The sequence below is a fragment of the Lactiplantibacillus modestisalitolerans genome (assembly GCF_005405425.1).
In the GTDB taxonomy this organism is placed as follows: Bacteria; Bacillota; Bacilli; order Lactobacillales; family Lactobacillaceae; genus Lactiplantibacillus; species Lactiplantibacillus modestisalitolerans.
Map to the genome: position 1 here is coordinate 20,875 of NZ_BJEA01000007.1, position 26,395 is coordinate 47,269.

The window sequence follows — 26,395 nt, forward strand, 5'->3', positions numbered from 1 at the left end:
TTTATTTTATTGAACGTGCCGCTCACGTACTTGGTACCAGATGATTCCGGCAACCCCAAAGAGTAACGGACCCACTAGCATCCAAATCGTGCTGGACACTTTGCCAGTTTCCAAAATTGGTTGAATCAAGGTGAAGACGTTGGCGCCTAACACGACGATGAACACAACCCAGCTGATCAACTTCGTCCAGCCAAGTGACTTGTAAACCTCAAACGGTTTGGCAATCTGCGTATTTTCCTTAAACTTCGGAAAGGCGTACAGCAAGAACAAGTACGGTAAGGTCATCGAAACGTTGGCCATCAACGTCAAAATGTTATAAAACGCTGACGGGTCGGTGGTTGCAAACGACGCCACCAAAATAATCACGATAACGATTGCACACTGAACGCCCATCGCGTAACTCGGCATGCCGTTTTTGTTTAATTTCGTAAACTTCTTCGGCCAGAGTTCCTTAGGCGTCCCCAGAATCAAAGTCTTCAATGGTGAATACGTCAGCGTAAAGAACGCCCCGGTATAGGCTAAGAACATGCCCAGCCCGGTGTAGCGCGCAAACCACAGTCCAAGCGTATTGCTAGCCGCGGCACCCAGGCCGAGTGCTTGCCCTAAAACAAGCCCCAGGTTGCGCATCATGACATAACTAATGTTCCCCATGTTAGTGGCGGGGTTCGATAAAACGGCTTGCCAGTTCGTACTGATCCCCCAGCAAAAGATTCCCAAGCCGTAGCCAATCGTAATCACAATTGCGGAAATAATAATCCCGCGGGGAAAGTTCTTTTCCGGGTTCTTGGTCTTATCGACCATCCCGCCAAGGACTTCCAAGCCCCCGTAAGCAAAAATGGCAAAAACCGCAAACCCCAGTAAGCCGACGGGGTGTTGATAACTTGGGTTCGGTGACGTCATTAAGTGGGTTAGCGGTTGGGCAAACTCCCCGTGATTTAACGCCAAGATCACTCCAGAAACAACTAACAAAATGGCGGTTAAACTCGTGACCGCTAAGCCCCCTAAACTGGTGACCCGGACAATCCCCTTCATCCCTTTAATGGAAACAAAGGTGACTAAGACCATCCATAAACAGGATAAAATCCCAATGACCTGCGTCGCGTTCAGCCCCATCATCGCAAACTTTTGCGTTTGATCACTCCCAAAGAAAGTGGTCGTAAACGGAATCCAAACCTTCGCGGACGTCGAAACCAACCAAATAATATAGGACGCAAACCACATAAAGGTCCCAACAAACGCAAACTTCGCGTTCACACTGACCTCTAACCACTTGTACATCCCACTACTATCCGACTTAATGGCCGCCCCATACTCCGCCATCATTAGCGCAAACGGAATAAAGAATAGAATTGCTGCAATTAAATAGAATAAAATGGATGAATAGCCCATTAAATAAAATGCAATTGTTCCGTTCGCAAAACCAAAGACGGTGGTAAAGATCATCATGACAAGCGCCATTAATGTAATTTTATCATTATTTTTTGCCATCGCGGTTCCCCTCATTCCTTTACTTACCGTTTTACCGGTAGTCTAATATCCAATTTTAAGATTAGAGGAATCGGCCAATAACTTCCTTTAGTTTCGGTAACAATCTTATAATTTTTCCATGTGATATTTTTTTAATTAATTAAATTAAGCGCATTCATGTTGACAAATCAACATTTCATTACGTTAATTGCCGCTTTGATGATAATTGTTCTCATAAAACTTCCGCCAGCAGGGGGCAGCGACCGGCCGGCTGGAACGTGGTGGGCATCGATTTGAGCTCACGGGAAAACCACCCGCAATCTCAAATTCGAGCCTTATTCTAAGTCGGAAGCAGCCCACTTCCGACCAAGAATAATTTCACCACTGAGCCATAGTCGCAGCCCCCTGCTGGCTAGATACGACGATCCTATTTTTAATTGGTACTAACCTAATTAATTACGCGACTATGTTACAGACGCTAATATTTAGCCATTGCGGATTCTGATGCTTCCTAACCCCCTAATGAATAGCTCATCACGAACAGCGCCCTATCAAGTCAACATACCGTTGAGCACTACGCTTACAGCATAATTTCCAATCCAATCTCTTCGATTCCTACGGCTAGCACGTTCCCGTATTAATTTCAGGCTCCTAAATCATAATCATGCCAGCTCACAATCCACAAAAAGTCCCCAAAGCCTGATCCAGCACGCCGGACCCGCCTTGGGGACTTACCTCATTCAAATTAGTTATTTGGTTGGTAATCTTCATCAATGATCAAAACTGGCTTGATGGTCTTCCCACTAACCGAGTCCGCATTCGCTTGATTAATTTCATCAAACTTGTAGAACTTTTCGGTCTTTTCAAATGGGAACATCCCGTGTTGATAAAAGTCGATTAACCGCGGAACGTCCACTTGTGGAATTGAATCCCCCATGTTGACCCCGATGACCTTCTTGTCATCCACACACAGGTCGTTCCACGAACTGATCGTAATATTTTTAGCCGTAACCGCAATCAACGCAGCCGTCCCACCTTGAGCCAACGCGTGGATCGCAGAAACCATGACTGGTTCGACCCCGGTCGTATCAACGGTAAAGTCGACACCATAGCCGTTCGTCAATTTCTTGATGGCTGCGACCGGATCTTCGGTCTTACTGTTAATGGTGTGGGTCGCGCCTAATTCCTTCGCTAATTCCAGCCGGGAATCCACGATATCCACGGCAATGACTTCAGTACAGCCAGAAATCTTCCCAGCCATCATCGCAGCTAAACCAACCGCACCAGTCCCAAAGACGGCAATCGTTTGGCCTGGGCGCGGTTGAAGCGTATTTAACACCGTCCCACTCCCCGTAACGTAGCCACAACCAAGCGGTCCTAAGCGCCGCAAATCCAAATCCTTCGGCACTTTAACGGCGTTCCGTTGGTCAACGACCGTGTGGGTTGTGAAGGAAGATTGGTCGAACATGTCACTGACGTGGTTGCCATTTTCAGTGAAGTGGTCCGAACCATCTGGCCGGGTGCCACTCAAGTTGTAATCCGCGTAGTTCCGGCACTTAGTTGGCATTCCCTTCAAACAGTTGTCACAAGTGCCGTCCGCATAAAAGGACATGACGATGTGGTCGCCCACCTTAAAATTAGTTACTTCCGCACCGACTTTTTCAACGATTCCGGAGCCTTCGTGACCCAGAATAACGGGGTAACCGAGTGAGGCATCCCCTTTGCGAATCGCTTCGTCGGAGTGGCAAATCCCAGTCGCAACCATTTTAACTTGCAAATCGGTTGGGCCCATATCAGCTAATTCAATATCATCTTTAATCACAAACGGATCGTTAACTTTATCAACGACAGCAGCTTTAATTTTCATCATAAATCCCTCATTTCAACGTTTATTTAGTATGTAAACCGCTTACAGTTCACATTGTGACACAGCACACAAAGTGATTCAAGGGGTGCGCCGGGTAACCGGTTTCCGGTTAAATCCTTACGCTAACAAGGGATGCCGGTTTTTGTCCTGTAAATTTGTTACTAATTGTCTGTAAAATTGACCGTACTTTTTTCATTGCATGGCAAGAATTGAACATTACAGAACAGTAAAAAGCTGGGTTTGCGCGTAATGCGTAACCCAGCTTCAATTTATAATTACTACCAGTCCGCTTTATGCCAACTTCGGCCGGCTCGTAATTTTAGCCTTATTCAACAAGACGGAACTCGTCACAACCGACAAGGAACTGAACGCCATGGCTAGCCCGGCTAATTCTGGGCTGAGGCTCAACCCAATTGAGAAGAAGACCCCGGCCGCTACCGGAATTCCCAGGACGTTATAGATGAAGGCCCAGAACAAGTTCAACTTAATCCGGTTAAACGTCTTGCGACTCAACGCTAAGGCACGATCCACGTCGCGGAGGTCGTTCTTAACGAGCACGATTCCCCCAGCATCAATCGCAACGTCGGTCCCAGAACCCATCGCGATTCCCACGTCTGCAACCGTCAAGGCCGGTGCGTCGTTGATCCCATCACCAACAAACGCAACCTTACCATCAGCCTGCAACGCTTGAACGTGATCGGCCTTATCGCCAGGTAGCACGTCGGCAATGACTTCGTCGATGCCAACTTGATTCGCAATCGCTTGGGCGACCCGCTCGTTATCACCGGTTAACATGACGGTCTTTAAACCGCGGGCCTTTAAGTCGGCAATCGCTTGCTTGGAAGTCGCTTTCGGTTCGTCTTGAATGGCAATTAATCCGATAACTTCTTGATCAACCCCCACGTAAACCACCGTTTTAGCGGCCGCTTGGAGGTCGGCGGCTTGTTGTTGTAACGCTGGACTAACCGTTAAGTCGGCGGCCAATTTTTGGTTCCCAACGAGGGCGTGTTGCCCAGCCACCGTTGCTTCGACTCCCTTACCTTCAATGGCGTGGAAATCCGTTACGGGGCCCGCTTCAATTTGGTCCGCCTGCGCCCGCTTTAAAATGGCGGTCGCCAAGGGGTGTTCGGAAGATTCTTCTAGGCCAGCGGCAACCGCTAAGACCCGGGATTGGTTCCCAACCACGTCCGTTACCCGCGGTTGACCGACCGTGATCGTCCCGGTTTTATCAAAGACGACCGTTTTAACGTCATTAACGGCTTCTAGGACTTCACCGTTCTTAATTAAAATACCCATCTTGGCACCCCGGCCCGTTCCAACCATTAAAGCGGTAGGAGTCGCTAACCCAAGGGCACACGGACAAGCAATCACAACGACCGCTACCGCGAAAATCAGGGCTTGTGCTAAACTGGCACTCAGGAAAACGTACCAAACTAAGAAGGTGGCAATCGCCAACATCATCACGACCGGCACAAAGATGTCGGAGACCTTATCCGTCAGTTTTTGGATTGGAGCGTGACTGTTTTGCGCCTTCTTCACTAGTTCCACAATTTGGGCCAACATGGTGTCGCCACCGACTTTGCTGGCCTTGAATACGAAGGTGCCGTCACTGTTAATGGTTGCGCCAATCACCGCGTCACTGGTCTTTTTTGCCACCGGCATACTTTCCCCGGTCACCATGGATTCATCGACCGTGGAATGTCCTTCCACGATCACCCCGTCGACCGGGATTTTTTGACCAGGCTTTACCCGGACTAAATCGCCCGCGACCACTTCGTCGATCGGCAACTGGACGTACTGCCCGTCACGATAAACTTCTGCGTGCTTGGCTTGCAAGTTGACTAATTTTTCAACCGCGTTGGAGGCGTTGTTACGCATCCGTTCTTCGAAAACCTGGCCTAACAAAACGAAGGTCGTTACGAAAGCCGCACTTTCGAAGAAGACCGCTTGGTTGGTCACCATCGCGTAAATACTATACAGGTAGGCCGTGGCCGTCCCAACGGCGACCAGCGTATCCATATTAGAATGGTGCTTTTTAAAGGAAGCCCAGGCACTTTGAACGAACGGTCCCGCGGAGATCACCATAATAATCGTGGTTAAAACTAACTGCGTCCAGGCGCCCCCTGGCAACATCCAGCCGAATGGCATTAGCAGCATGTTTGCCAACATCGGCAAGGATAGGATTAATGAAATCCAAAACCGCTTGCTAATACTCATTTGATCACGACCTTTCCGTGGAACATGTCCATGCCACAACTATAGGTAAACGTCCCCGCTTGATCAGTTGGAATTGAGATCGTTTGGGGCTGGTTCAGTGGTAAAGCGCGCTTAAACGCTAATTCATCGGATTGCACCACGTCCAAGCAACCGGCCGCGTTCGTCCGGTTAAAGGTTAATTCGGCCGGAACCCCCCGTTTCAAAGTTACTTCAGCTGGTGAATAGCCACCGTTTACGTCAATGTTTACTTGCTGGTTTGTCATAATTAAAGTTCCTCCTACTTAATCGTTAATTTGCCGTGAAACATATCCATGCCGCAAGCCCATTGGTATTCGCCAGCCTTGCTGGTATCAATGCGAATCGCTTGCTTTTGATCCTTCGGTAACGCCTGATTAATCCCAAAATCGCTAAACACAACGCGATCCAAACAGCTCGATGCGTCCTTACGGGTAAAGTTTAAAACCGCCGGGACGCCCTTTTTCAAGACGACGTTTTCTGGTGAGTAGCCCCCATTAACTTCGATGTTGATTTGTTGTTCGGCACCAACGCTGTCCGCGCTGACCGCTTCAACGTTATGTTTACCAAAGAACCACCACGCAATTAACCCAATGATTGCTAACCCAATAATTAACACAATAATTTTAACCATCTCAAATTCCTCCAGCCTTATTCGTTTCGTTTACATCTGTAATCAACAAATACATCTTACCGCCATCGTTTACACTTGTCAACGATAAGTGCAAAAAAAATAATCGGTCCAACCCGATTACGTGCGGTGCAACTTATTCAACTGGGACGGCCTTTAAACTAATAGCCGCCCCGTTATTACTGAGGTACAGCGCGTTATGATCAAAGTCGCGCCCTAATTTACGTTCCGCGATTAATTGTTCGTAGTCCGCGCCGAATAACGTTTGCGCGCATTGCTGAAAAACGGCTTCGGCGTGCGCCTTTTCGCGAACAGCGTGCGTTTCGATTTCACCATTAATTCGAATAAGATTAATGATCCAAATATTTACCATCGTTTTCAATGTCTTCCTCCATCATTCCGTTACCATGAGCTACGCCGGTTGCCATCAAGGGCGTTAACTAGTCACCCTGTAAAAAAGTGAGTGAACTAAGCATACTGCATTTCCCCCTAAATAAAAACGGTTATGTTTAAATATTTTGTCATAATTTGCGAAATTTGCAACTCATTTTACTCAAATTTCGTCATTTTTTGTCATCAGCCAATTAAAAAAAGGAATTTGAACCGCAACCGATTCAAATTCCTAATTAAGGCTATTGTTGTTTCTGTTCTTCTAGTTCACGTTCTAGCGCTTTGATTTTCCGTTGCTTGCGGTAAATGTACCACGCTAAGAGTAATAGGAGGAGTAAGATTAGCAAGCCAATCCCGATCCAGAGCCACCAGTTGACCTGATGATCAATGACCGCGTTTTGATTCAACTTTTGCGCTTGCTTACCCGTAATGACGAAGTTTTTCGTGAATTCCCAGTGCTGCTTCTTGGAGTCTACGGTTAGTTTCGCCGTGTACTTACCCGGCTTTAAGGCTTCGTTACCCACTTTAAGTGGGAGCTGGTAAACCGAATTCGGCGCCATCTGCCCGTTTTGCTTTTTCTCTTGATACAGGACCTTGTGACCACCCCGGTGATAAATCTTCACGTTTGTTTGTACCTTATTAAGAAAGGCCGCGGTGCGGTTTTGAAGCGCTAACGTGATTTCATTATAGCCGTTTTGCTGGCTGCCCTTAACGGTTCCCAGCGTGAGGTGGTTCTTCTTTAAGTCGTGACTACCGTGGAGGACGGTTGCCACCGTGTACGAGTACTGGTTTTTAACGGCCGCTTCCTGTTTGGTTTGCGTCTGATCGGTTTTTTTCAAAAAGGTCAGGCCCCCGACAACGACCCCCGGGTACTGCTTAGCGGGCATCTTAATCTTAAAATTGACCAGGCGGTTTTCGCCCTTTTTAAGCTTAAGCGTCGGTTGCTTCGTCGTTACCAAATCGGCAAAGTCCGCCGGTAAGTTAATACTCTTATTTTCTTCAAGGGGCTTGTATTCAACGGCGCCATTAATGTTGGTAGTGGCCCGCACCTGCGAAACGTGAACGGTGATGGCGTGCCCACTCGTGTTTTTTACCACGACGCCCACGGTTTGTTCCTGCTTCGGGTCGAGCTTTAAATCAAAGTAGGGCACCGACTGATCAACTTGATTCTTAGGTAGCTGCGGTGCGACCGTGAAGCCGACCGTGTTGGCCGACGCCTGCGTCGTGACCAGCAACCCCAAAAGGCTAATTAATAGAACCAATCCCGTTCGAATCCATTGTTTGATCATGCCGATGTCCTCCTCAAAATTTATTCGTTAGCTGGCGTTGCTGCTAATTCCCAAGTTAAAGTTGTTGAATAGTCCGTGGCAACCCGGGCTGATTTAGTTGGAACGTTTAGGCGACTACCGATGATGCTAGCCGTCGAAGTCCCGTTCCCCTTACCGTTGTCTGCACTCATTAAGACTTGGGACGGTCCGTTTTGCACGGTACCATCGCTCCCCTTCGTCCCCGGTGTTAATGCCAACTCGTCGGTAACCGTTGGTGCTAAATCACCAATTGAAGATGATTCATCACCAAGAAAATCACTTTGTAACGTAATGACTGCATTTTCAAGTTCCTGGCCGTCGCCCGTGTGGAACTGTTGTCCCTGAGCCACACTCAAACTCCAGCCAGTTGGGTTTCCCCGTAAGTCTTGAACCGCAACCTTGGCTTTGCCATTCGTATTGTTGTAAACACCAGCATCGCTCTTACTGATTTGGTGACTATCAAACTCCAGGTCTGCACTTTCAATCGCGGTATTACCATTATCAATGTTGATATCCCCACCCGTAAAAGCGACGTGGCCGTTAGAAGTTTGTGGGTCGTCGGCAGCGCTTGCATTAATCGCCGCACCTGCAAGCAATGATACCGAAAGCATTAATCCTAAAAGTGTTTTTTTCATGGTGAGTTCCCCTTTTCTTTTTATGTCGTTCACATTGTTGTCAAGCCGTTCGCTAACCGTCTTAACCAACCGTGCTCAGCTGAAATTCACGATCAATTATCACCTATCCCATTATTCTGATGGGATAAGTTTATCTGGTCAGCAGTAACCTGAAATCATTTCCTACTGGGAAGTGATTAATCAGGTTAGTTAACCTCTTGCACTATAAACATACACAATCATATCTTATGATGCAATTACCTGCACTCGCTTTTTTATAAAATAAATTATTATTCGATTCGTTTTCTCGTAAAAAACGCGCGGAGACGCCTTTTCTAGTTAAGCTGAACTGGTCAGTTTAATTGGTTGGCGTCAGTTCGACCGTCCAAGTCAACGTCGCTTGATAGTTATCGGCCATGGCGCTTCCACCAGGTACTTCTAGGTACAGTCCTTCCCCGGTGCCATCGCCCCAGTTTGCCGCCACGTCGACAGTGGCTTTCGGATCAGTTGTTTTCGTAATAATTGGCGTTGAAGCCTGCGTAATCACAGTCTGAGTCCCGGTCGCCGACTGATACTGTAAATTTGACCGGAGCGGTTGCCCGGACTTTTCCCCCGTGAACGGGGTCGACAGTTGGGCGGATAGTTGCCAGCTTCCACTGCCATAATTGGTTACTTCCAACTTACCAGTCTTGGTTTGTAATGGATAAGTCTGGTTAAAGGCCGAAATTGGGTTGGAGCCAAAATCGAGTCCCTGTAAAGTGGCATCTAATTCCAGGGCCCCCGCATACACGTAGGTAACCGTAATAACCTGATTAGCTACGTAGGTCCCCTTGGCGTTATCCGGCGTCTTAATCAGCGTGAAATGCGGTACCGTGGCTGCACTGGTGGTGTAGCTGGTTCCATCCGTTCCCGTCATGACTTGCTGATCCGCAATCTCATTATTGGCCTGATCAACGTACTTGACGAGCACCTGCGCGCCCTTCGACCAGTAGTAATCGCCGGCCATGGTAGCGCCGTCGTACTTAGCCATCAGGTCAGTGGAGCTGTATTGGTCCGCCTTGCCGGGAGTATACCAATAGCCGTTGTAGGTGCCGTCGTTCGGAACTGAAGGAATCCCGGTACTGGCAATTCTGGAATTAGCACCCAACTTAAGGTGGCTGAGATCGGTCGTACCAGCAAGCATCGACTTAATATTAGCATCAACTGGCACCTGCCAATTTGATAGATCTAGATATGTTAAATCATTACAATTCATAAACATGAAAAACAAAACAGTCGCACTACTCATATCCCAGTTACTAACGTCCAAATTGCCCAAATGATTACAATTATTGAACATCCCACTAGAATCTCGAACAGAGCTCATATCTGCCTGAGCAAAGTCTAATGAAGTCAAAGCTGCATCCATCCAAAACATATTTTGAACACTAACAATACCTGAAAAATTAATATAATTAGAATTGGTAATTGTTGATACCGACCGTAAATCTGCAAACAAAAAGGCGTAGCTAGATCCCGCTGGAGCAGTAATTTGTCCATTAATGACAATTTTTTGAATCGTTGGTAAAGCAAGCCATGGTGACTGTCCACCTTTATCATTCTGATAATAATTTAATGAGTTTTCAAAAGAACCGCCACTCAACGTTAACGTCCGGTTTTCATATGTCCAATGAACTGTCCCTAAAGTACCAGAAGTATCCGTCGCTTTAATTTCTGTATCTGCAGTGGTGACACTGCTCTCAGTCGCCGCCAACGCCCGACTCATCCGTGTCCGCGCCGGCTTAGTACTCGAACTAGTCTCCGTAGCCTTACTACTCTCCTGACTGCTACTTGAGCTTGTCTCTGCCGATGGCTCCGCCGAAGAATGACTTGCCGCCGAACTAGTGCTCGTTGCTAAGTCCGTTGCTTCAGAAACCTGGTTAAGGTCACTGCTGGCCTTCACCGCCGATGATGACGTGACCGTTGCTGGCTCGGTTGCGGCCATCACGGCTGGCACCGTTCCGCCCATCAAATATCCGCCTAATACGATGCTCAGTCCCACGCTGACTACCTTCAACCATTGCCGCATCATTGTCACCTCCACTATTATTCGACCTGTACGTTATTAATTAATCATCTTAACCTTATGTATAAGTGCTATTATTTTAACAATAATGCTTAACACCGTCAACCATTAGACCCTAGTTAGCAATGAATTCCGTACAAAAGCAAACAAGCGGCTATGACTTATGTCACAACCGCTTGTGCGTTTCCGAATGTTAATAGGCTCTGTATCAACCAGTGTTGATTTATATTTTATAGTTCTGTGATATATGGTGTTGATCTGCTAAGAAGGCTACCAATTCAATTTTCAATCAGTTTGTCGTAACTATCAAAATAAGCAAGATTACGTTAAATTTAATTTAGTAATCGTTCCGCGGAATCGTCTTCATTAATTGATATTTATTAAAATGTTGATTTAACAAGATTCCTATTGACAAGATGCAGAAAAGTAACCCGTGGAACTTAGTATAAAAACCAGTCTAGCCAGTAGCGGGTGTAACCATGGCTCAACTGCGAAATTATTCTTGGCCGGAAGTGGGGTTCTTGCGGCTTAGAATAAGGCTCGAATTTGAGATTGCGGGGCGGACTTTCCCCGTGAGCTCAAATCGATGCCCGCAGTGTTCCAGCCAACCGGTTACACCCGCTGCTGGCGGCAATTTCAACACCAATTGGTACAGCGCCTGTTAATAGTCGAAACGTGCACCAAAAGTCGGTTAGCTGGCTCCGATTACCAGCTAACCGACTTTTGGCACACTCTCCACATCTGCTTAATTATCTTTACTTTGATGGCACCAGCACCAACCGCTGGCCGTGATCTTGGCCCTGTTCAAGTTGGGCGTGACAGGCCGCAGCCGCCTCAAACGGCTGGACACTGACCTGGTCGTCAAGTAATAAACCAGCCGCAAAGGCGTGGTTCAACCACTGCGCCGCCGTTGCGAGTTGGTCTTGCGTTGCGTGGCTAATCACAAAACCACTGATTCGCTGTTGCCGGGTGTAAAACTGGCGTACCGGGAACGTAAACTGGTTCGTCTTCGGCGCCGTAATCAGCGTCACCTGACCCCCTTGCTTTAATAAGCCCAGGTTGGTCGCTAAAGCAACCTTCCCTGACGTATCAATAATGTGGTCAAAGCGCTGGTCAGCCAACTGAAAGTGACTTTCAAAACCAGCCGCGTAATTGACCGTCTGCGTACTTCCCAATGCTTGGCAGCGCTCAAAATCTCGCGGTGCCGACGTGGTGACCACAGTCAAGCCGCGTTGGTGTCCCAATTGAATCAGTTTGCGGCCGACGTTGCCGGCCGCCCCTTCGATTAACAGCCGTTGGCCCGCTTGCGCTTGCATTACTGATTGTAAAACGATGGTAGCGGTCGCCGCAGAATGCACCGAAGCCACTAATTGAATTGGGTCAATTCCCGCTGGTAGCGGGTAAGCCCGCTCAGCGGGAACCACGACGTATTCCGCGGTCGCGCCCATCCGGCCGTCATAGCCTAATGAGTTGGCCCACACGGCGTCCCCAACTTGCCAGCTTTGAACGTGCTCACCAACCGCAACCACCGTTCCAACCAAATCACGGCCAGCAACGTGCGGCGTGGCGAGGTTCGTTCGAAAGCCCCCGCTACGAATGAAGGTGTCCACGTGGTTGACTGCGACCGCTTTCACTTTGACCAGGACTTCGTCAGCCGCCGGTTCGGGGCGGTCAATGGTTGCGACGTGCAAAACGTCCGGTGCACCGAACTGGTCAAAAACCACCGCTCGCATTGGCGCTAGCACGTGGCACCGTCCGCAGTCGTCCCGCGCTTAAAGGCTGCCAAAACTTCCGCCCCGTCCGCAATTTGGACGGCATTATCAAGCATGTGGGCGTTATCTTTAATCGCGATGCGCCCCTGCCGATAATCCATCTGAATTCCATCATTAAAGAACATCAGATCATACGCCGAAGTCCACAGGTGCAAGCCCTGATTATTTTCAACTTGAACGGGGTAATCAGCATCCGGATGCGCCAAAAAGATTAACGTAAACTTCGTCCCAATTGAGCAGGCGCCCCCGTGTAAGGAGTACTTGCCGCCACCATCATCCGTTACCAGCACAAACTCCTTACCCAGTAACTGCTTTTGCCGTAGCTGTTGCATTAACGCGTCACTAATTGTCATTTTTGCCATGTTAATTCCTCCCATTTCAATTGACTTACCGTCATTCTAGCATAGTCGTCAAGTCCACTGGTCGCATGGGCTTGCGGTTAACGTATCCGCTTCTCCATTCAGAACTGCCACGGCCGGCGACCCACTACTATTATTTTAGTTAAATTTCCCAACGCACCCGCGCTTATGAAAGCCTTTTCCCATTGCGTGTATAAGCAGGAAAGTTGGTGGTCAGTTGTCGAATGCGCTATACCCAAGACGTAGTAGAAGGACGGTTCCTTTGCGCTATGAGAGGAAGCGGATTTAGATGCGTTTAGAGAAACTACAACAAATTCAGACCATTTCACAACATTATTTAAAAAAGCCCGGCATTCGGAGCTGGGCCGCAACGTTAATTATTCTGGCGGGCAGCGCTGGCCTCGGAACAACTTTGTACAGCCAGCCGGCCCACGCAAGCACGACCAGTACCGTCACGCAGACGGTGACTGCGCCGACCAGCGGTACTAGTACGACGATGACGAGTGCGGCGCTCTCAGGTGCGACCAGTGCCGCCACGACGGCAACGACGAGTTCGACCGCGGTACCAGCAACCACGAGTACTAGCACCACCTCGACGGGAAGTACGGCTCCAACGAGTACAACTACTTCAACTGCCAGCATGGCACCAACCAGTAGTGCCACAACGGCGACGACTTCAACTGCCAGCACCGCACCAACGAGTTCCGCAGCGGCTACTTCGACAACGAGTAGCGTGACCACGTCAAGCACCATTACGATTACGAACCCAACTTCAACTGGAAGTACTGCTACGAGTAGTAGTGCCGCTACGACAACGAGCAGCACGGGTTCAACTTCAACGGCTAGCTCCGCTGCCGGTAGTGCCACTAGTGCCGGCTCCACGGCGACCAGCGGTGCAACGACCGGGACAACCACGACACCAATTAGTGCGCTACCTAACAGTACGGTCGTCACCTTTGGCGATAGTGGCATTGAAAGTGCGGTTCAAACCGGATTAGGAATCACCACGCCAGTTACGCTGGGCGATATCCGCAATTACTCAGGCAGTCTACCACTCGCCATTGGGACGGATAACACGCCGTTACAATTAACCGGGACGTTGGATGGGATGCAGTACCTGCAATGCTTACCAACGACCAAGACCATTAGTTTGGTCATTCAATCTGCGGCTAAATCAATTGATTTTACGCCCCTAATTCCCGACCGTTTCAGTAATTTGTCGATTATGGATCGTTACCTTGGTAGTCTTGATTTAAGTCCGTTGACCCAAATTAGTCCAACGACCATTACGGAACTACAATTAGTTGGTTCCAGCAGTGTCGGTGGTGATACAGAATACCAAACCAATCCTTACGGGATGACGAATACGCAACTCGCCCAATTAGGGCCGTGGTTAACGGCAATCGATGCTACCGGGCACGCGAATAGTTATAACTTTGACGACAACTCGTTAACTAACTTCGGCCCGCTGAAAAACTTCACCAAGCCAACTTACATTGTCGCAATTGGGCAACGAGTCAACTTAAACGTGGCACCAACGAACTTTATCATTGGACAACCGGGCCAATTCTTCGCAACGCCAATCGTTGATGTTCAGGGTAATACCATTTCAAATAAATACGCTACGACCCTCAACGGGGCAACCGCTAACGCAACCGCGCCCACTGATTCACCATTGACAATGATCTATCCTGGCGTCTATGAAATTCCAACCGCTTACCCATCATCAACCGACCCCGACTGGTTCGAGTACGGCTTTCACGGTATGTACCCGTATACGGGCAATCCCGCGGACTTTCTGAACATCAACTACGTCAACGGGACCACGTTCCGCTACGACGTGCGGGTTTACCAACCCGCAACTTGGGCAAAAGCGCCGGTCGTTTACTTAAATTACGTTGACGCAGCAAGCGGGTTAGCAATCGCACCTAAAACGGCCATGACGGGCACAAGTGTTAATGAAGCCTTCGATTTTACGAACGACATTAAGTCGCCTTCGGATGCGTACGTCTTCAACCCATCCGAGAGTAGTGCGTTAACTGGGACTTATTTACAAGATCCCCAGAATCTAACGCTGAGTTTTGATCGGCGGGCGACCAACACCGTGACCATCAACTATCTTGATGAATCCGGTAACCAGATTGCGCCTTCAAAGACGTTAACCGGCTACGTTGGCGACGCTTATTCCGCTTATCCGCTGACAATCACTGGCTACACTTACGACCAATCAACGGTCGGCAGTGCACCAGCCATTGGGACTTATGGGAGTACGCCATTAACAATTACCGACGTGTATAATCCAATTAGTTTGGAACGGAACGTTGTCTATTACGATGATATTACCCAAACAACTTTACGGACGGATCACCTCTCTGGAACGTATGCTGGAACGACGACTTACTCGCCAACGTCAATTATTGCGGGCTACGTGGCTAAGGGTTACTTGCTCGTTTCAAACGATTTTCCAACGGCCGACCAAGTCTTTACGGACTTGACGACCCCCGAAACGTACACCATTCATTTGATGCACCAGCTTGAAACGCTCACGCCAACGTCTACCGATTTACCGAGCGGCGTCCAACTTACCCGCAACGTTACGGCCACCATTCAATACGAAACAACTAATGGTACCACGGTGGCGCCTTCGCAAGTTGAAACTGTCGCGTTCACCCGCGATGCCGAACGCGACCTCGTCACAGGCGCTATCACTTATGGCGCTTGGGTTCCGGTCAACGGTACTAGCTTTGCAAGCTTAACGGCGCCAACCATCAGCGGTTATTCGGCCTCATTAACGAGTACCGAACCCGTAACGGGCGTGACGGCCAATACACCCGACAGTACGGTTACGGTTCGCTACGCACCGCTTCCAACTACTGGCAAGGTCACCGTTAACTACGTGCTCGCCGGAACAACGATTGCGGTGCATCCCGCAACGGAGCTAAGTGGCACGACCGCAACGGATTATCAGGCGGTCGCACCAACGATTGCGGGTTATACGCTGGTTCCCGAAACAACCCCCGTTTTAACGGGTCAATATACGGCGCAACCGCAAACCGTAACGTTTAGCTACCTACCGATACCAACGAGCACCGGCGCGACGCAGGCGGATACGCCAAGTGACGCCGCAGGCAGTTCGATTCCGACCGGCTCGGCCGCGACCGAACCCGTGGTAACGCCAACTGCTTCCAGTACGTTACCAGCTCCCTTAGCCGGGACACATACACTGACTGGTTCAACGGCTACGCCCGCACCAGCATCAACTTCCGTAACACTTAGTAGGACCAGCACGTCCGGCGCAGCTAGCGTTACTGGTCACGCGACGGTCAGCGCTGGCGGTCAGCAAATCAGTGCTAGTGCAACGGCCAGCACAACGGGTGCAACTAGTGCAACTAGCTCATCGAGCCTAACTGGTTCGACTGAGGCACCGGCAACACCGATCAGTGCCACCGTAACGGGTACACCGACCCCACTACGCGCACCAAAGTCCAGTTCAACACCAGCGACGACTAGTCACCAGTTGCCACAGACCAACACCAATCAGTCCGCCGAACACGCAACGACCCTCCTCGGGCTATTAATGCTCGCGTTCACGACCCTGCTTGGTTGGGGTAAGCGCTGGTTACCTGGCCGGCATTCATAACTTAAACAACACGCCGTCCGAGTTATCCACAGGGGATAACTTAGACGGCGTGCTTTTTTATCCACAGGAAGGCGGTTGAACCCCTTTTTCCCTGAGGATTAACTTATGACCATGGTAATTCTAAACTTAAATGAGCGTTCAAGTCGGCCTGCTGCGCTCGTTGGGCCTTGCGCTCCGCTTGGCGCTGTGGATAACCAGCCGCTAGATACTGATACTCCGGCGTGTCCGCCACCAATGCGGGCAGGGCGTGTTCGTGATCAGTCACCACAAAGGTCGCAAAACAAGTCAGTCCTAAGAACCGCTCCCCAGTTTTTAAATGCTCCCCGATAATTTTAGTGAACACCTCGATTGACCGCCGCCCGACACCGGTTACGACCGATTCCGTACACATTGAATCTTGCAATCGAAACGGCGCGATAAAGGTCACGCGGTCCAGCGATGCAGTGACCGTCTCAATCCGCGCAATCCGGGACGCCGCAATTGACGCGTTATTATCAATCGTGGCAAGAATTTCACCACCAAATACCGTTTCGTGCTCGTTTAAATCGGTTGCCAGTACGCGGTGATTACTAATTGACAGCGTCTTTGATATTGAATAGTTGGACATGAGTCCACCTCCGTACAATTAACTTTAGGCTAATTATACGCGCTACCACTTATTACACGCAATCGCGGGTTGACTGGTAGCGGTTGCGGCGACTTTTAACGACGCTTATACTTAAGTCATAAGGGGGACTTTTGACATGCAATTATCAGAACAAGCAAACCAGTTACTGACCGCCCTCAAGACGGCCTATCAAGATCCACAAATTCAAGCCGACGTAGAACTAAATGGCCTGCTCGTCAAAAACTCACAGGAATTACTAAAAACGGGTAACTATCACCAGGTTGCAGCTGACCTTAACCGCAATCTCCAATTCTATGGAATGAAGCACATTAACGACGCGCCGCAAGCGCTCAACCCGCTTTATCAAGCGACAATTAACGCTACCCACGGCCGGGCTTACCAAAAGGTTCCGACGGGGTTTCATTAGTAGTCAGTTCGTTATGTGACATAATTTACAATTACTTTTATAAACAATTTTTATATTCGGTTGTTATGATAAGTAATGTAAGATATTTATATTATTTGTTGTCACGTCATTAATTAACAATCTTACATTGGGCTGCCGGGACTCATCACCGGTGGCTTTTTTGATTTCTATACTTATTCTCAAACTAAGTCTGTATGCATGTTTTCTTTAGCGTATAATAATAGCTGTTTGTTTTCATTGTTATATATAGCGAATCCAAGACTTCAGGAGGAATTTTTTCATGCACTCGAAGCAACAGTCACAACAGCTAGTACATAAGGGATTAATTGTTATTTTAATGATTATCTTAGCCATTTTATCAACTTATCCAGCTTTTACTAATCAATTTTTTAATATCAATCACGATGGTGACATCCATTTAGCACGGATGGAATCCATTTATCAAGCTCTAAAGGTTGGCCACTACCCGAGCCTTATCAATCTTATTGGATTTCACAATCACGGAATCGCAATGAATGCGATGTACCCTTGGTTAACACTCCTCATTTATGTACTTCCAAGACTCGTTCTGGGTAATCCAATGCTCAGTTTAGCTGTAGGTTTCGTCATTATGAATTTATTAACTATTTTTAATACCTATTTATTAGCCAAACAACTTACTCGTCAGAAATGGATTATTTGGTTTAGTGTTATTATGTATCAGTTCAACACCTACCACTTTACCTTGATGTATAGCCGTATTGCGCTAGGTGAAGCATTTGGCTATACATTTTTACCATTAGTCATGCTTGGACTAATTAAAATCTGGCAACATTCCAATCAAGGTTTTTTATACCTAGCTCTCGGTATGAGCCTTGTAGCTAATTCTCACGTGTTATCTTTAGTCATGTATACCATTCTTATTATAGTATTTGAACTTATTAGATTAATCCAGCATCACTTTACATGGTTCGAATTTCGACAAATTATTTACAGTGGGTTAGTAGCAGTTTTACTGAGTGCCTACTCTCTTTATAATATTATTATTTGGACAGCTCACAATAAAATGCTTTCCCCAACTCCCATGCTCGCAAGCCTAGATCCGCTTTACGGATTTCAAAAGATGCTTTCAAATGACATCTCCGAATCCGCAACAGGAGCTCATATGGGAATTGCAATTACTGTAATCATGATGTTTTTAGTATTTCGTCTTGTTAATAATGCAGACGGCACTTGGAAAAAATGGATTATAGGAGCGTTGTCGATTCTTATCATCAGTCAAAATTGGTTTCCCTGGTTACTAGTAGCCAACACTCCAATCAATTTAATACAGTTTACAATGCGCTTATTAACAATTGTCTCCTTGCTAATCGTAATAGGTACCTGCTTATTTCTCAACCAAAGTCCCAAGATTTCAAAAACAGCTATTAATGCACTTATTATTTTCATCATTTTCATTGGTGTAACTAGTATTACTAAACTTCACCAAAAAATTGATCACGATGTTTCAATAGCTCAAGAACAGCTTACAAAAGGTGAAAAGACAAAGTCTCAGGCTCATAAAATGGATTTGCGCCAACTCCATACTTCTAATTATAATGAAAATGTAAATGCAATTCCTGCACTAGACTATCATCTTGTAAAGAATAGTATGCAAAAACATTATAAATTAAACGCCCAAAATTTTGATAGTTTTAGAACTGCAACCGCAATAAATCGTTCAAATGTGACTTACGATGGTACAGCGGAACAAAATATTAAAACCCTAAAAGTAGATGACCAGCATGTAATCTTCAAAACGACAGTAAAACATAATACCAAAACATTACTACCTTTAGTAGGATATCATCATATTAATTATAATATTTCGCTTAACAATCACCCTGTTAATTATCAACTCATAAACGGACAACTACAAATTAAAGCCTCAGATAAAAATAGTCAGATTAAAGTTTCGATAGCATCAATCCCACGTAACGGTGTTTTATTAACAGTTACACTATTTCTAAACTTATTGATTTTAATTATAATCGTCGAAAAGTGGATACAGGCACACTTCTTAATCTAATATTGTTAATTATAAAAAAACTATGAATTTAATCTATTCATAGTTTTTTAATACCGGTAGACACCCGAAAATTATGCCGCAACCCCGTCCAAATATGCCGATCAGCAAAACCAATCAACGGTCCATTAAACAGAACACAAACGACAGTGCCAACGTTAAACGAGTACAGTTGCTGGGTTAATAAAAACGTCACCGCAATAATTGCGATGGGAACTAAAAAGTTAATAATTTGTGCGCGCACTACCCGGCCATCAAAGTATAAGAAACGCAAAATGTTGGTCGTATCATCATTGGGATGCATCACGAGGTTTGCCCGCTGATACAATGAAATAGCACAACAAAACGTGACCACTCCAAGGAGACAGACCATCACCTTAGGAATTAACGGTAATTGGGGTACCCCTAACCAAGTAAAAAAGGCCAGAAACGCGTTCACACAGTAACTGAAACTCGAAATGAAGACAAGCTCGCCAACGAAGCGCCACAGGTCCCAATGCCGAATTAACAGTTGATTGACAACGGCAGTGATTGTTCCCACGATAAACATCGGCCAACCAACGCTGGTGTGAAAAAGCTGGGCAAGGTTAACTTCCGAGGCGGTCCAGGGGCTGGTCCCCATATTCGTTGCGACCGTCAACCCATTCCCGAGGGCGTTAATCACGAGTCCCAGCAAAAGTGCTAGCACCCGGGTCAACATTGAATTGTTTGTTGCTGTTGTAACTGGTGATTGCTGCAAAATTAGTCTCCTTTCGTATTAGCATCCATTTGAAGCCGAAGAATCGCAATAAATTGGCCCTCCTGAAGCTCATAATCCACCCGCATATTGGACGTTACTAATTGTTCAATGCTGCTTAATCCGTAGCCCAGATGGCCCCGTTTCGTCGTAAAGCGTCCCTTCTTAATCACGTTTAAATCAACGGTATCCTTCGGCGGAATTTGGTTTTGGACTTTAAAGATAATGGCTTGCGGCGCCTGCTTTTCAATTGTTAAAGCAACTTGCTTGTCCGCACGTTCCGCGGCGTCAATGGCATTGTCCAGTAAATTACCAAGAATCCGGACCAACCGAACTTGCGAAACATCCGGTAAATTAATCGTTTCAATAATTGAGACGGATAGCTGCACGCCCCGCCCCGCTGCTAAGTGGTGCTTCGCGTAAATCATCCCACTAACGACTGGGGATTCAAGGTGGCGCAAAACGTCTAATTCCGTGTTAGCGCCTAACGCTTGGCCGCCCGGTAAGACCTCTTCGTTAAAGTAGCGCTCTAACTCCGCATAGTCCTTTTCTTTTAGGAGGGCGGCTAAGCTGAGCAACACGTTTTGATAGTCGTGTTTGAACAGGTGTAATTCTTGATTTCGTTGCCGTAGTAATTCGTTATAAACTGACATTTGCTTGAGTAATTGATCATCATTTAAATGGCTATTTTTGTTATTGATTAAATAAATACCGACAATTCCGAAGGTGACGCTGGAAATAATGGCCATGAAACTTTGATAGACAACCGATTGCTCCATGATAAAGGCGTAAACAATCGTGTAAATTGCAAATAATAACAGCACTAATAAATAGTCGCTCGGTTCAACCCGCGCTCGTTGCAAAAAATCAGCAGCTGAAACCCGTACTAACCAGTGGTGCGCCCACATACTCAGTAAAATCACCGCTGGTAAAGTTAGCAATACTGCTAAAAATAGATTAATATCGGCGTTACTTTGGAGGCCCACCGCTTGCCGTAACAGCATCGGCGCATCCGATTGCATTAAGTACCGGGTTAACACCCCCATAATACCGCCTAACAACCGTTTAAACGCGTTTAAAAAAATTGCAATCGGCATCATTAAAATCCACTTCGTATATAGCATTCGGCTACTCATCACGGTCGTGACCACCACCATGGGAATGATGGTGAAGATGGCGAGTGGTAAGTGCGGCAGATAGGCAATTGACCATTCGTCCAGTATTGCGCATAAAATGAAGAGCAGGGTCCAAATCACCCCGATCCGCCACGTTAAATATTCGCGAAACGCAATCATGAAGAAAAGCATCTCATAGGCGCCAGACATTAAAGCTAGCGCCAATAATACGGTTGCCATACTAGTTCCTCCCCGCTTGATTAAGTTAGTTACGTTTGTTGCTAATCCAATTAATTAGCCATGACCGCAACTATTCATTGGTTAATACTCACAATTATTATCATAGCACCCTCATGCAATTCTTAATAAGTAAAATTAAGTAACTAACATTCAAAACGCTCCAATAAATGCAACGAAGTCGCTGAGCGCAGTGCTCAACGACTTCTATTTCACTTCTGTTTAGTTGGCGTCTTCGCTGCCGCCTTAACGGCATCGTTAATCACCTGTGCATATAATTCGTCACCCGCTTTACGGCCACTAAAATGCACCCCGTCAGTCCCAGCAAAGATTGCCGGGTGCTTAGCCGCCGCCCGTTCCCAATCCGCAATGGTTATAAATGGATATTTAGCAGGGAGCTTCCGTTCAAGCACTGCTAATTTTGATGAGTTCCAGTCCGGTGCCGCCTTAGCATTATACGGCGTCATCAAAATCAACCGGTGCCCTGGTTCGAGGTCGTTCACGATTTTCATGAGTTGCTTTTCATAATCCGCTAACGCGTTGGTCCCAACACTGATGACCACCGTTTCTCGTAGAATTCCCTGGTCTTGTTGCGTCTTCATAACGTCGTAGGCAAGGTTCATGGTCCGATTACCTTCCGCATCAACGCTACTATTTGCCACATGGTCCCCCAAGTATTCTCGGGTCCCTAACGTCACACTATCACCAATCACCGAAACTCCCTTAGGTCGTTGATTTTTAGCCGCTTGCGCCTTTTGTTCCTTTTTCCTAGTGGCAGCCAAGACAACGTCACGCGTTGTCGCAACTTTATCCACATCTTGATAAATGCCACTAATCCACAGGTTTTGTTCCAAGCTCGACAACTTCGGCGCCGTGATTGCCGAATAACCAGTCAAACTAGCTAGGACAACTCCAACCGTTACCACTGGCAATCGCAACTGCTGCCAACGCCACTCGTAATTGAAAACATGGGCCGCTTTCCCCGCAATTACGGGCTCCAACACGTAGTACGACAAAGCCGAGAGCGCAATCGATAAGATGGTGGTCAGTAACGCGGCCGCCCAGTTAGCCATTAACCGCGAGAAAATCACGTACAGTGGCCAGTGGAATAGGTAAACACTGTAACTGACATCAGCTAAAAACCCCATCCAGAAGGGCTCGGGAGTGTTGGGCGTGCGTTCGTGTAGCCAACGCGCCCCGTAGATCATAGCGCCGGCTAAACTGGTCGCCAATAACAACCCACCACGATAAGTTAGTAGGTGGTCAAATTTCATAAAATACCCTAAACTAACTAAACCAATCAACGCCACGCTCATCAAACTGATGGCCAGAATCGGCTTCCCGTGTTTAGTCAGCCAGGCAAATTTCGGTAGCTGATGGCGAATGCCGCTGCAAACGCCCAGGATACTCCCCACAAAGAACGGAAAACTATGCGTCAAACTATTAAAGTAAACGGGCGAAAACTCTTGTAAGTCGCCCGCACCAATGAACATCGCGAGAAAACTACCCAGCGCAAACACTGCCGCCAGACCACCGAGCATTAACCGAAAGCGGTTGAACGCTTGGTTGGGCTGAAAGCGCCGGCTAATCTTAGCAAGTAGCCACGCAAGGGCCCCCCACACTAGGTAAAAGTGCATTTCAACCGCAAGCGACCAAGTGTGGACAAACAAATGCGGAATAAACTTGTTCTCATAGCTCCCGCCAGTGGCAATTTCGAAGTAGTTGGTTGTAAACCCCAACGCCGCCGCAATTTGGCGCCCAATGTCCGTCCGCAAGTCGGCACTCACTAAAAAGGTCAGTGGAATAACGAGCAGGACCGCTAAAAAGAGCGGGGGCACAATCCGATAAAACCGCCGGCGGTAAAATGCCCGTAACTTAAATTGATTGGAGCGCGCAAATTCGTCAATCATTAACGCGGTAATTAAAAACCCCGAAAACGTAAAGAAAATGTCCACGCCAATGAAGCCACCCGTAAATTTCTTTTGAAAGAAGTGGTACGTCAACACTAACACTAGCCCAGTAATGCGGACTAAACTAAACCATTTAATTCGCATAGCTACTCCTCATTCGTCAACGTACTCCCAAAGTACGTTTGCTTGCCGTCCCGCAGGGTTACCTTCCCCTGCGGTTCACCGTCAACAAATTTAGCCTTTAACTGCCAACCGGCATGCGAAGTAAACGTCCCCTGGCCATTGAACCGGCCGGCTTCAAAGGCGCCCTGATACTGATCCTGATTATCAAGTTTAAGGGTTCCCTGGCCCGCAAACTTGTGTTTTTCTACCCGACCCGTATAGTTTAGCCGTCCTTTATCTAACTGGACCGTCTGACGCTCATTGACTACTGGTCGTAAGCTAATTACGGCAAATAATATAATTAATAGGATGCTCCCAATTTCAAAGCCGATCCGTCCCCGATTGGTTGTCATTGCTATCCCTCATTTAAAGTTGACTGCGGGAACCACCCGCTGTATCGATAATTATGTAACGCGTACTGTACATTTAACTGTATCAATCTAATGCTTAGCACTCGCTTTTTAAAAATTAAGTTTGCTAACACTCAAATCATCCAGTTTGCACAGTATACCAGTGGGACCGCTGCCTGAGCGGTCCACACTTTATATAAAATTAATTATATCAGAAACAAACTTGTTCCGGTATAACCATTAATAGTACAAAAAAGGAAGGGCGACCAGCGGCAACCACTTCCTAAATTTCATTCTAATTTTTGCTTCCATTTCCGAAAAATAGCGATGAATCACTGACAAAGTTACCTACCCATAGTAAGAACAGCTGTAGCTAGCATTTTAAATTAAGTATAATAATTACAAAAGGACGTTGCTAATCGGAATAGTATTCCCTACTAACAATGCCCTTATATCTATCAAAACTAATTCATACCCAGATCATGCTTAATCTTAGTCGTTGAAATTCCTTCTGTTCGTGGTAAGTATACGACTTCGCAATAATCTTTAAGGAAATCAAATTTACCTTTCCAATCATCACCCATAACAAAAATATCGATATTGTTATCAACAACATCACTAATCTTCTGATCCCAATTTTTTTCTGGAATTACCTCATCAACGTACCGGATTGCTTCTAAAATGTACTTACGATCTTCATAGCAGGTATAAGCCTTCTTACCCTTAATCGCATTAAATTCATCAGTTGATACACAAACCGTTAAATGGTCACCCAAAGCTTTGGCACGCTTTAGTAGACGGATGTGGCCTTTGTGTAATAAATCAAATGTTCCATAGGTAATTACTTTTTTCATAATATCTCCTAGATTACGGTGTTATTCAATACCACTGAATTTTACCACAATTTTAGTTAACGTCAATTCTAAATTTAAGCACTTACAATAACTCAACTAATTATCCTCAAACCATCGAGTTTGACGCACGCAGGTATACCAACAGTTAAAAATATTCATTGTTTTTTATAAATCAGCAAGTATTAATCTAAAAAATCACCCTAATCCTAACGATTTTCAATTTCATGCTATAATTAGTCACGTTTGTATACAACGGTACCATTGTATTACTGGTTTACAACGAGCAGTCTACCAGTAACCATCAGTGGTCTTGTGGGATAACAGTCTCTATTGTGCTATCCACTACCGACTATAAAATGTTATGAGGTTTAATAATGACACTGAAAGAGCTAGTTAGTTTGGGTTATCGCAAACTATTTAACATTATCGCAACGCTGCGTCCCGTAAAAAAGCACTTAGTTCTATTTGAGGCCTTTAGCGGCAAGGTTCCCATGGATAATCCACTTTATATTTATTTAGCACTTAAAAAAGCCCACCCGGAATGGCAGCTAATTTGGGGCGTTAAGCGCCGCTTTCTCAAAGAAGCTAAAGAAAAGTATCCAGAATTCAACTTTATTGCGCGCTTTTCACTTGACTGGTTACGGGTCGCGCCCGTCGCTGAATATTGGGTCCTTAACGCCCGCATGCCCTACTGGTTAAAAAAAAATAAGGGTACTACTTTTATTCAGACCTGGCATGGTACACCACTTAAGCGTTTAGGATTAGATATTCCAAACGTTTCCATGCCGGGAACTAATACTCATAATTATTACAAAAATTTTACTACTGATAGTCATCGATGGGATTATTTAATTGCACCTAATCAATTCTCAAAGACCATCTTTAAACACGCCTTTGACTTTAAGAACCATTTTTTAGACTACGGTTATCCTCGTAATGATCGGCTCGTCCACGACCGTAATAATCTTTCCGAAATTAATCGGTTGAAAAAAAAGATTATTGGCCGAACGACCGGCCGTGTCATTTTATATGCGCCAACTTGGCGTGATGATTTCTTTATCCGCAAAGGAATGTACAAAATGTCACTTCCTTTTAGTCTTCAAAAAATCATTAATCAACTAGGTTCTAATGATACACTGATTATTCGTCCCCACTATCTTGTAGCCGAATCGATTGATATTAGCGGTTTTGAACACAACGTCCACTTATGCGTTGATGAAGATATTAACGATTTATACTTAATTAGTGATCTACTAATTACTGATTACTCATCCGTAATGTTCGATTTTGCTATTTTAAATCGACCCATGCTGTTTTATCCCTATGATCTTAATCATTACCAAGGTGATATTCGTGGATTTTACTTTGACTATAATGAAGTTCCGGGACCAATCGTAACTTCTGAAACTGACTTCATGGAAAAACTTAACCAATTTTTAATAAACGGACATTATCCTGAGTACTCGGCTAAAATGGCCTCTTTCAGAGCTAAATTTACAGATTGGGAGCATGGTACAGCTAGTCAGCAAGTCGTTAAGTTAATTGAAACGCTTAGTACCAAATAGTCATTCAATTACGAGTATATGGCTTTGAGACTAGCCAACATTGC

The 26,395-nt window shown here is 46.4% G+C and carries 21 protein-coding genes; 4 read left to right on the forward strand and 17 right to left on the reverse strand.

The annotated features are described in order from the left end of the window. Positions 1 to 6: 6 nt before the first annotated feature. From yjeM to FFM79_RS04270, 11 genes are all read right to left on the reverse strand, one after another. Positions 7 to 1,488 (reverse strand): glutamate/gamma-aminobutyrate family transporter YjeM, encoded by a 1,482-nt coding sequence (gene yjeM, locus FFM79_RS04220; RefSeq protein ID WP_137642225.1) that lies wholly within the window; start codon positions 1,486 to 1,488, stop codon positions 7 to 9. Between the two features lie 724 nt (positions 1,489 to 2,212). After that, the gene (locus FFM79_RS04225; RefSeq protein WP_137642327.1) at positions 2,213 to 3,334 is read right to left on the reverse strand and encodes an NAD(P)-dependent alcohol dehydrogenase; all 1,122 of its coding nucleotides are present in this window, start codon (positions 3,332 to 3,334) and stop codon (positions 2,213 to 2,215) included. 291 nt (positions 3,335 to 3,625) lie between these two features. Beyond that, positions 3,626 to 5,551: a copper-translocating P-type ATPase gene (locus FFM79_RS04230; RefSeq protein WP_137642226.1), complete on the reverse strand. Its 1,926-nt coding sequence runs from the start codon at positions 5,549 to 5,551 to the stop codon at positions 3,626 to 3,628. Further along, positions 5,548 to 5,814, reverse strand: a complete 267-nt coding sequence (locus FFM79_RS04235) for a cupredoxin domain-containing protein (protein WP_137642227.1) — start codon at positions 5,812 to 5,814, stop codon at positions 5,548 to 5,550. The genes FFM79_RS04230 and FFM79_RS04235 overlap by 4 nt, the downstream gene beginning before the upstream one ends. A gap of 14 nt (positions 5,815 to 5,828) precedes the next feature. After that, positions 5,829 to 6,200 (reverse strand): cupredoxin domain-containing protein, encoded by a 372-nt coding sequence (locus tag FFM79_RS04240; protein ID WP_137642228.1) that lies wholly within the window; start codon positions 6,198 to 6,200, stop codon positions 5,829 to 5,831. A 133-nt stretch (positions 6,201 to 6,333) separates the two neighbouring features. Beyond that, positions 6,334 to 6,579, reverse strand: coding sequence for a hypothetical protein (locus FFM79_RS04245; RefSeq protein ID WP_137642229.1), 246 nt, complete (start codon positions 6,577 to 6,579; stop codon positions 6,334 to 6,336). A gap of 250 nt (positions 6,580 to 6,829) precedes the next feature. Further along, entirely contained in the window at positions 6,830 to 7,882 is a 1,053-nt protein-coding gene (locus tag FFM79_RS04250; protein ID WP_225424382.1) for a WxLIP family cell surface protein, read from the reverse strand. 14 nt (positions 7,883 to 7,896) lie between these two features. Further along, on the reverse strand, positions 7,897 to 8,529 hold the full coding sequence (locus FFM79_RS04255; RefSeq protein WP_137642231.1) for a WxL domain-containing protein: 633 nt from the start codon (positions 8,527 to 8,529) through the stop codon (positions 7,897 to 7,899). 337 nt (positions 8,530 to 8,866) lie between these two features. After that, positions 8,867 to 10,579: a MucBP domain-containing protein gene (locus FFM79_RS04260; protein WP_137642232.1), complete on the reverse strand. Its 1,713-nt coding sequence runs from the start codon at positions 10,577 to 10,579 to the stop codon at positions 8,867 to 8,869. 749 nt (positions 10,580 to 11,328) lie between these two features. Then, positions 11,329 to 12,306 carry an alcohol dehydrogenase catalytic domain-containing protein gene (locus tag FFM79_RS04265; RefSeq protein ID WP_137642328.1) on the reverse strand — a complete coding sequence of 326 codons (978 nt, stop codon included), beginning with the start codon at positions 12,304 to 12,306 and terminating at the stop codon, positions 11,329 to 11,331. A gap of 5 nt (positions 12,307 to 12,311) precedes the next feature. Then, a complete protein-coding gene (locus tag FFM79_RS04270; RefSeq protein ID WP_137642233.1) occupies positions 12,312 to 12,707 on the reverse strand; it encodes an iron-sulfur cluster biosynthesis family protein in 396 nt (131 codons plus the stop codon). 286 nt (positions 12,708 to 12,993) lie between these two features. Here FFM79_RS04270 and FFM79_RS04275 point away from each other — a divergent pair, with 286 nt between their 5' ends. Beyond that, positions 12,994 to 16,344 (forward strand): mucin-binding protein, encoded by a 3,351-nt coding sequence (locus FFM79_RS04275; protein ID WP_137642234.1) that lies wholly within the window; start codon positions 12,994 to 12,996, stop codon positions 16,342 to 16,344. Positions 16,345 to 16,447: 103 nt separating this feature from the next. Here the strand turns inward: FFM79_RS04275 and FFM79_RS04280 are convergent, their stop codons facing one another. Then, positions 16,448 to 16,951, reverse strand: a complete 504-nt coding sequence (locus FFM79_RS04280) for an acyl-CoA thioesterase (protein ID WP_137642235.1) — start codon at positions 16,949 to 16,951, stop codon at positions 16,448 to 16,450. Between the two features lie 136 nt (positions 16,952 to 17,087). Between FFM79_RS04280 and FFM79_RS04285 the strand changes: the two genes are divergently transcribed. Then, positions 17,088 to 17,378, forward strand: a complete 291-nt coding sequence (locus FFM79_RS04285) for a bacteriocin immunity protein (RefSeq protein ID WP_137642236.1) — start codon at positions 17,088 to 17,090, stop codon at positions 17,376 to 17,378. A gap of 280 nt (positions 17,379 to 17,658) precedes the next feature. Beyond that, a complete protein-coding gene (locus FFM79_RS04290) occupies positions 17,659 to 19,425 on the forward strand; it encodes a putative glycosyltransferase family protein (RefSeq protein ID WP_137642237.1) in 1,767 nt (588 codons plus the stop codon). A gap of 37 nt (positions 19,426 to 19,462) precedes the next feature. Here the strand turns inward: FFM79_RS04290 and FFM79_RS04295 are convergent, their stop codons facing one another. From FFM79_RS04295 to tagD, 5 genes are all read right to left on the reverse strand, one after another. Continuing rightward, entirely contained in the window at positions 19,463 to 20,161 is a 699-nt protein-coding gene (locus FFM79_RS04295) for a YczE/YyaS/YitT family protein (RefSeq protein ID WP_225424379.1), read from the reverse strand. Positions 20,162 to 20,163: 2 nt separating this feature from the next. After that, complete coding sequence (locus FFM79_RS04300; RefSeq protein WP_170177372.1) at positions 20,164 to 21,513, reverse strand: sensor histidine kinase; 1,350 nt, start codon at positions 21,511 to 21,513, stop codon at positions 20,164 to 20,166. 209 nt (positions 21,514 to 21,722) lie between these two features. Further along, positions 21,723 to 23,564: an acyltransferase family protein gene (locus FFM79_RS04305; RefSeq protein WP_137642238.1), complete on the reverse strand. Its 1,842-nt coding sequence runs from the start codon at positions 23,562 to 23,564 to the stop codon at positions 21,723 to 21,725. A gap of 2 nt (positions 23,565 to 23,566) precedes the next feature. Continuing rightward, complete coding sequence (locus FFM79_RS04310; protein ID WP_137642239.1) at positions 23,567 to 23,935, reverse strand: MORN repeat-containing protein; 369 nt, start codon at positions 23,933 to 23,935, stop codon at positions 23,567 to 23,569. A 461-nt stretch (positions 23,936 to 24,396) separates the two neighbouring features. Further along, positions 24,397 to 24,786, reverse strand: coding sequence for a glycerol-3-phosphate cytidylyltransferase (gene tagD, locus FFM79_RS04315; protein ID WP_137642240.1), 390 nt, complete (start codon positions 24,784 to 24,786; stop codon positions 24,397 to 24,399). A gap of 374 nt (positions 24,787 to 25,160) precedes the next feature. On the opposite strand from tagD, the gene FFM79_RS04320 reads away from it, so the two are divergent. Beyond that, positions 25,161 to 26,351, forward strand: a complete 1,191-nt coding sequence (locus FFM79_RS04320) for a CDP-glycerol glycerophosphotransferase family protein (RefSeq protein ID WP_137642241.1) — start codon at positions 25,161 to 25,163, stop codon at positions 26,349 to 26,351. Positions 26,352 to 26,395: the final 44 nt, after the last annotated feature.

Bases quoted from the DNA above. Each gene is read 5' to 3' on its own strand.
- yjeM (WP_137642225.1), bottom strand. From the start codon at position 1,488: ATGGCAAAAAATAATGATAAAATTACATTAATGGCGCTTGTCATGATG.
- tagD (WP_137642240.1), bottom strand. From the start codon at position 24,786: ATGAAAAAAGTAATTACCTATGGAACATTTGATTTATTACACAAAGGC.
- FFM79_RS04270 (WP_137642233.1), bottom strand. From the start codon at position 12,707: ATGGCAAAAATGACAATTAGTGACGCGTTAATGCAACAGCTACGGCAA.
- FFM79_RS04290 (WP_137642237.1), top strand. From the start codon at position 17,659: ATGCACTCGAAGCAACAGTCACAACAGCTAGTACATAAGGGATTAATT.
- FFM79_RS04240 (WP_137642228.1), bottom strand. From the start codon at position 6,200: ATGGTTAAAATTATTGTGTTAATTATTGGGTTAGCAATCATTGGGTTA.
- FFM79_RS04320 (WP_137642241.1), top strand. From the start codon at position 25,161: ATGACACTGAAAGAGCTAGTTAGTTTGGGTTATCGCAAACTATTTAAC.
- FFM79_RS04280 (WP_137642235.1), bottom strand. From the start codon at position 16,951: ATGTCCAACTATTCAATATCAAAGACGCTGTCAATTAGTAATCACCGC.
- FFM79_RS04305 (WP_137642238.1), bottom strand. From the start codon at position 23,564: ATGCGAATTAAATGGTTTAGTTTAGTCCGCATTACTGGGCTAGTGTTA.
- FFM79_RS04310 (WP_137642239.1), bottom strand. From the start codon at position 23,935: ATGACAACCAATCGGGGACGGATCGGCTTTGAAATTGGGAGCATCCTA.
- FFM79_RS04265 (WP_137642328.1), bottom strand. From the start codon at position 12,306: ATGCGAGCGGTGGTTTTTGACCAGTTCGGTGCACCGGACGTTTTGCAC.
- FFM79_RS04260 (WP_137642232.1), bottom strand. From the start codon at position 10,579: ATGATGCGGCAATGGTTGAAGGTAGTCAGCGTGGGACTGAGCATCGTA.
- FFM79_RS04300 (WP_170177372.1), bottom strand. From the start codon at position 21,513: ATGGCAACCGTATTATTGGCGCTAGCTTTAATGTCTGGCGCCTATGAG.
- FFM79_RS04255 (WP_137642231.1), bottom strand. From the start codon at position 8,529: ATGAAAAAAACACTTTTAGGATTAATGCTTTCGGTATCATTGCTTGCA.
- FFM79_RS04225 (WP_137642327.1), bottom strand. From the start codon at position 3,334: ATGAAAATTAAAGCTGCTGTCGTTGATAAAGTTAACGATCCGTTTGTG.
- FFM79_RS04285 (WP_137642236.1), top strand. From the start codon at position 17,088: ATGCAATTATCAGAACAAGCAAACCAGTTACTGACCGCCCTCAAGACG.
- FFM79_RS04230 (WP_137642226.1), bottom strand. From the start codon at position 5,551: ATGAGTATTAGCAAGCGGTTTTGGATTTCATTAATCCTATCCTTGCCG.
- FFM79_RS04275 (WP_137642234.1), top strand. From the start codon at position 12,994: ATGCGTTTAGAGAAACTACAACAAATTCAGACCATTTCACAACATTAT.
- FFM79_RS04235 (WP_137642227.1), bottom strand. From the start codon at position 5,814: ATGACAAACCAGCAAGTAAACATTGACGTAAACGGTGGCTATTCACCA.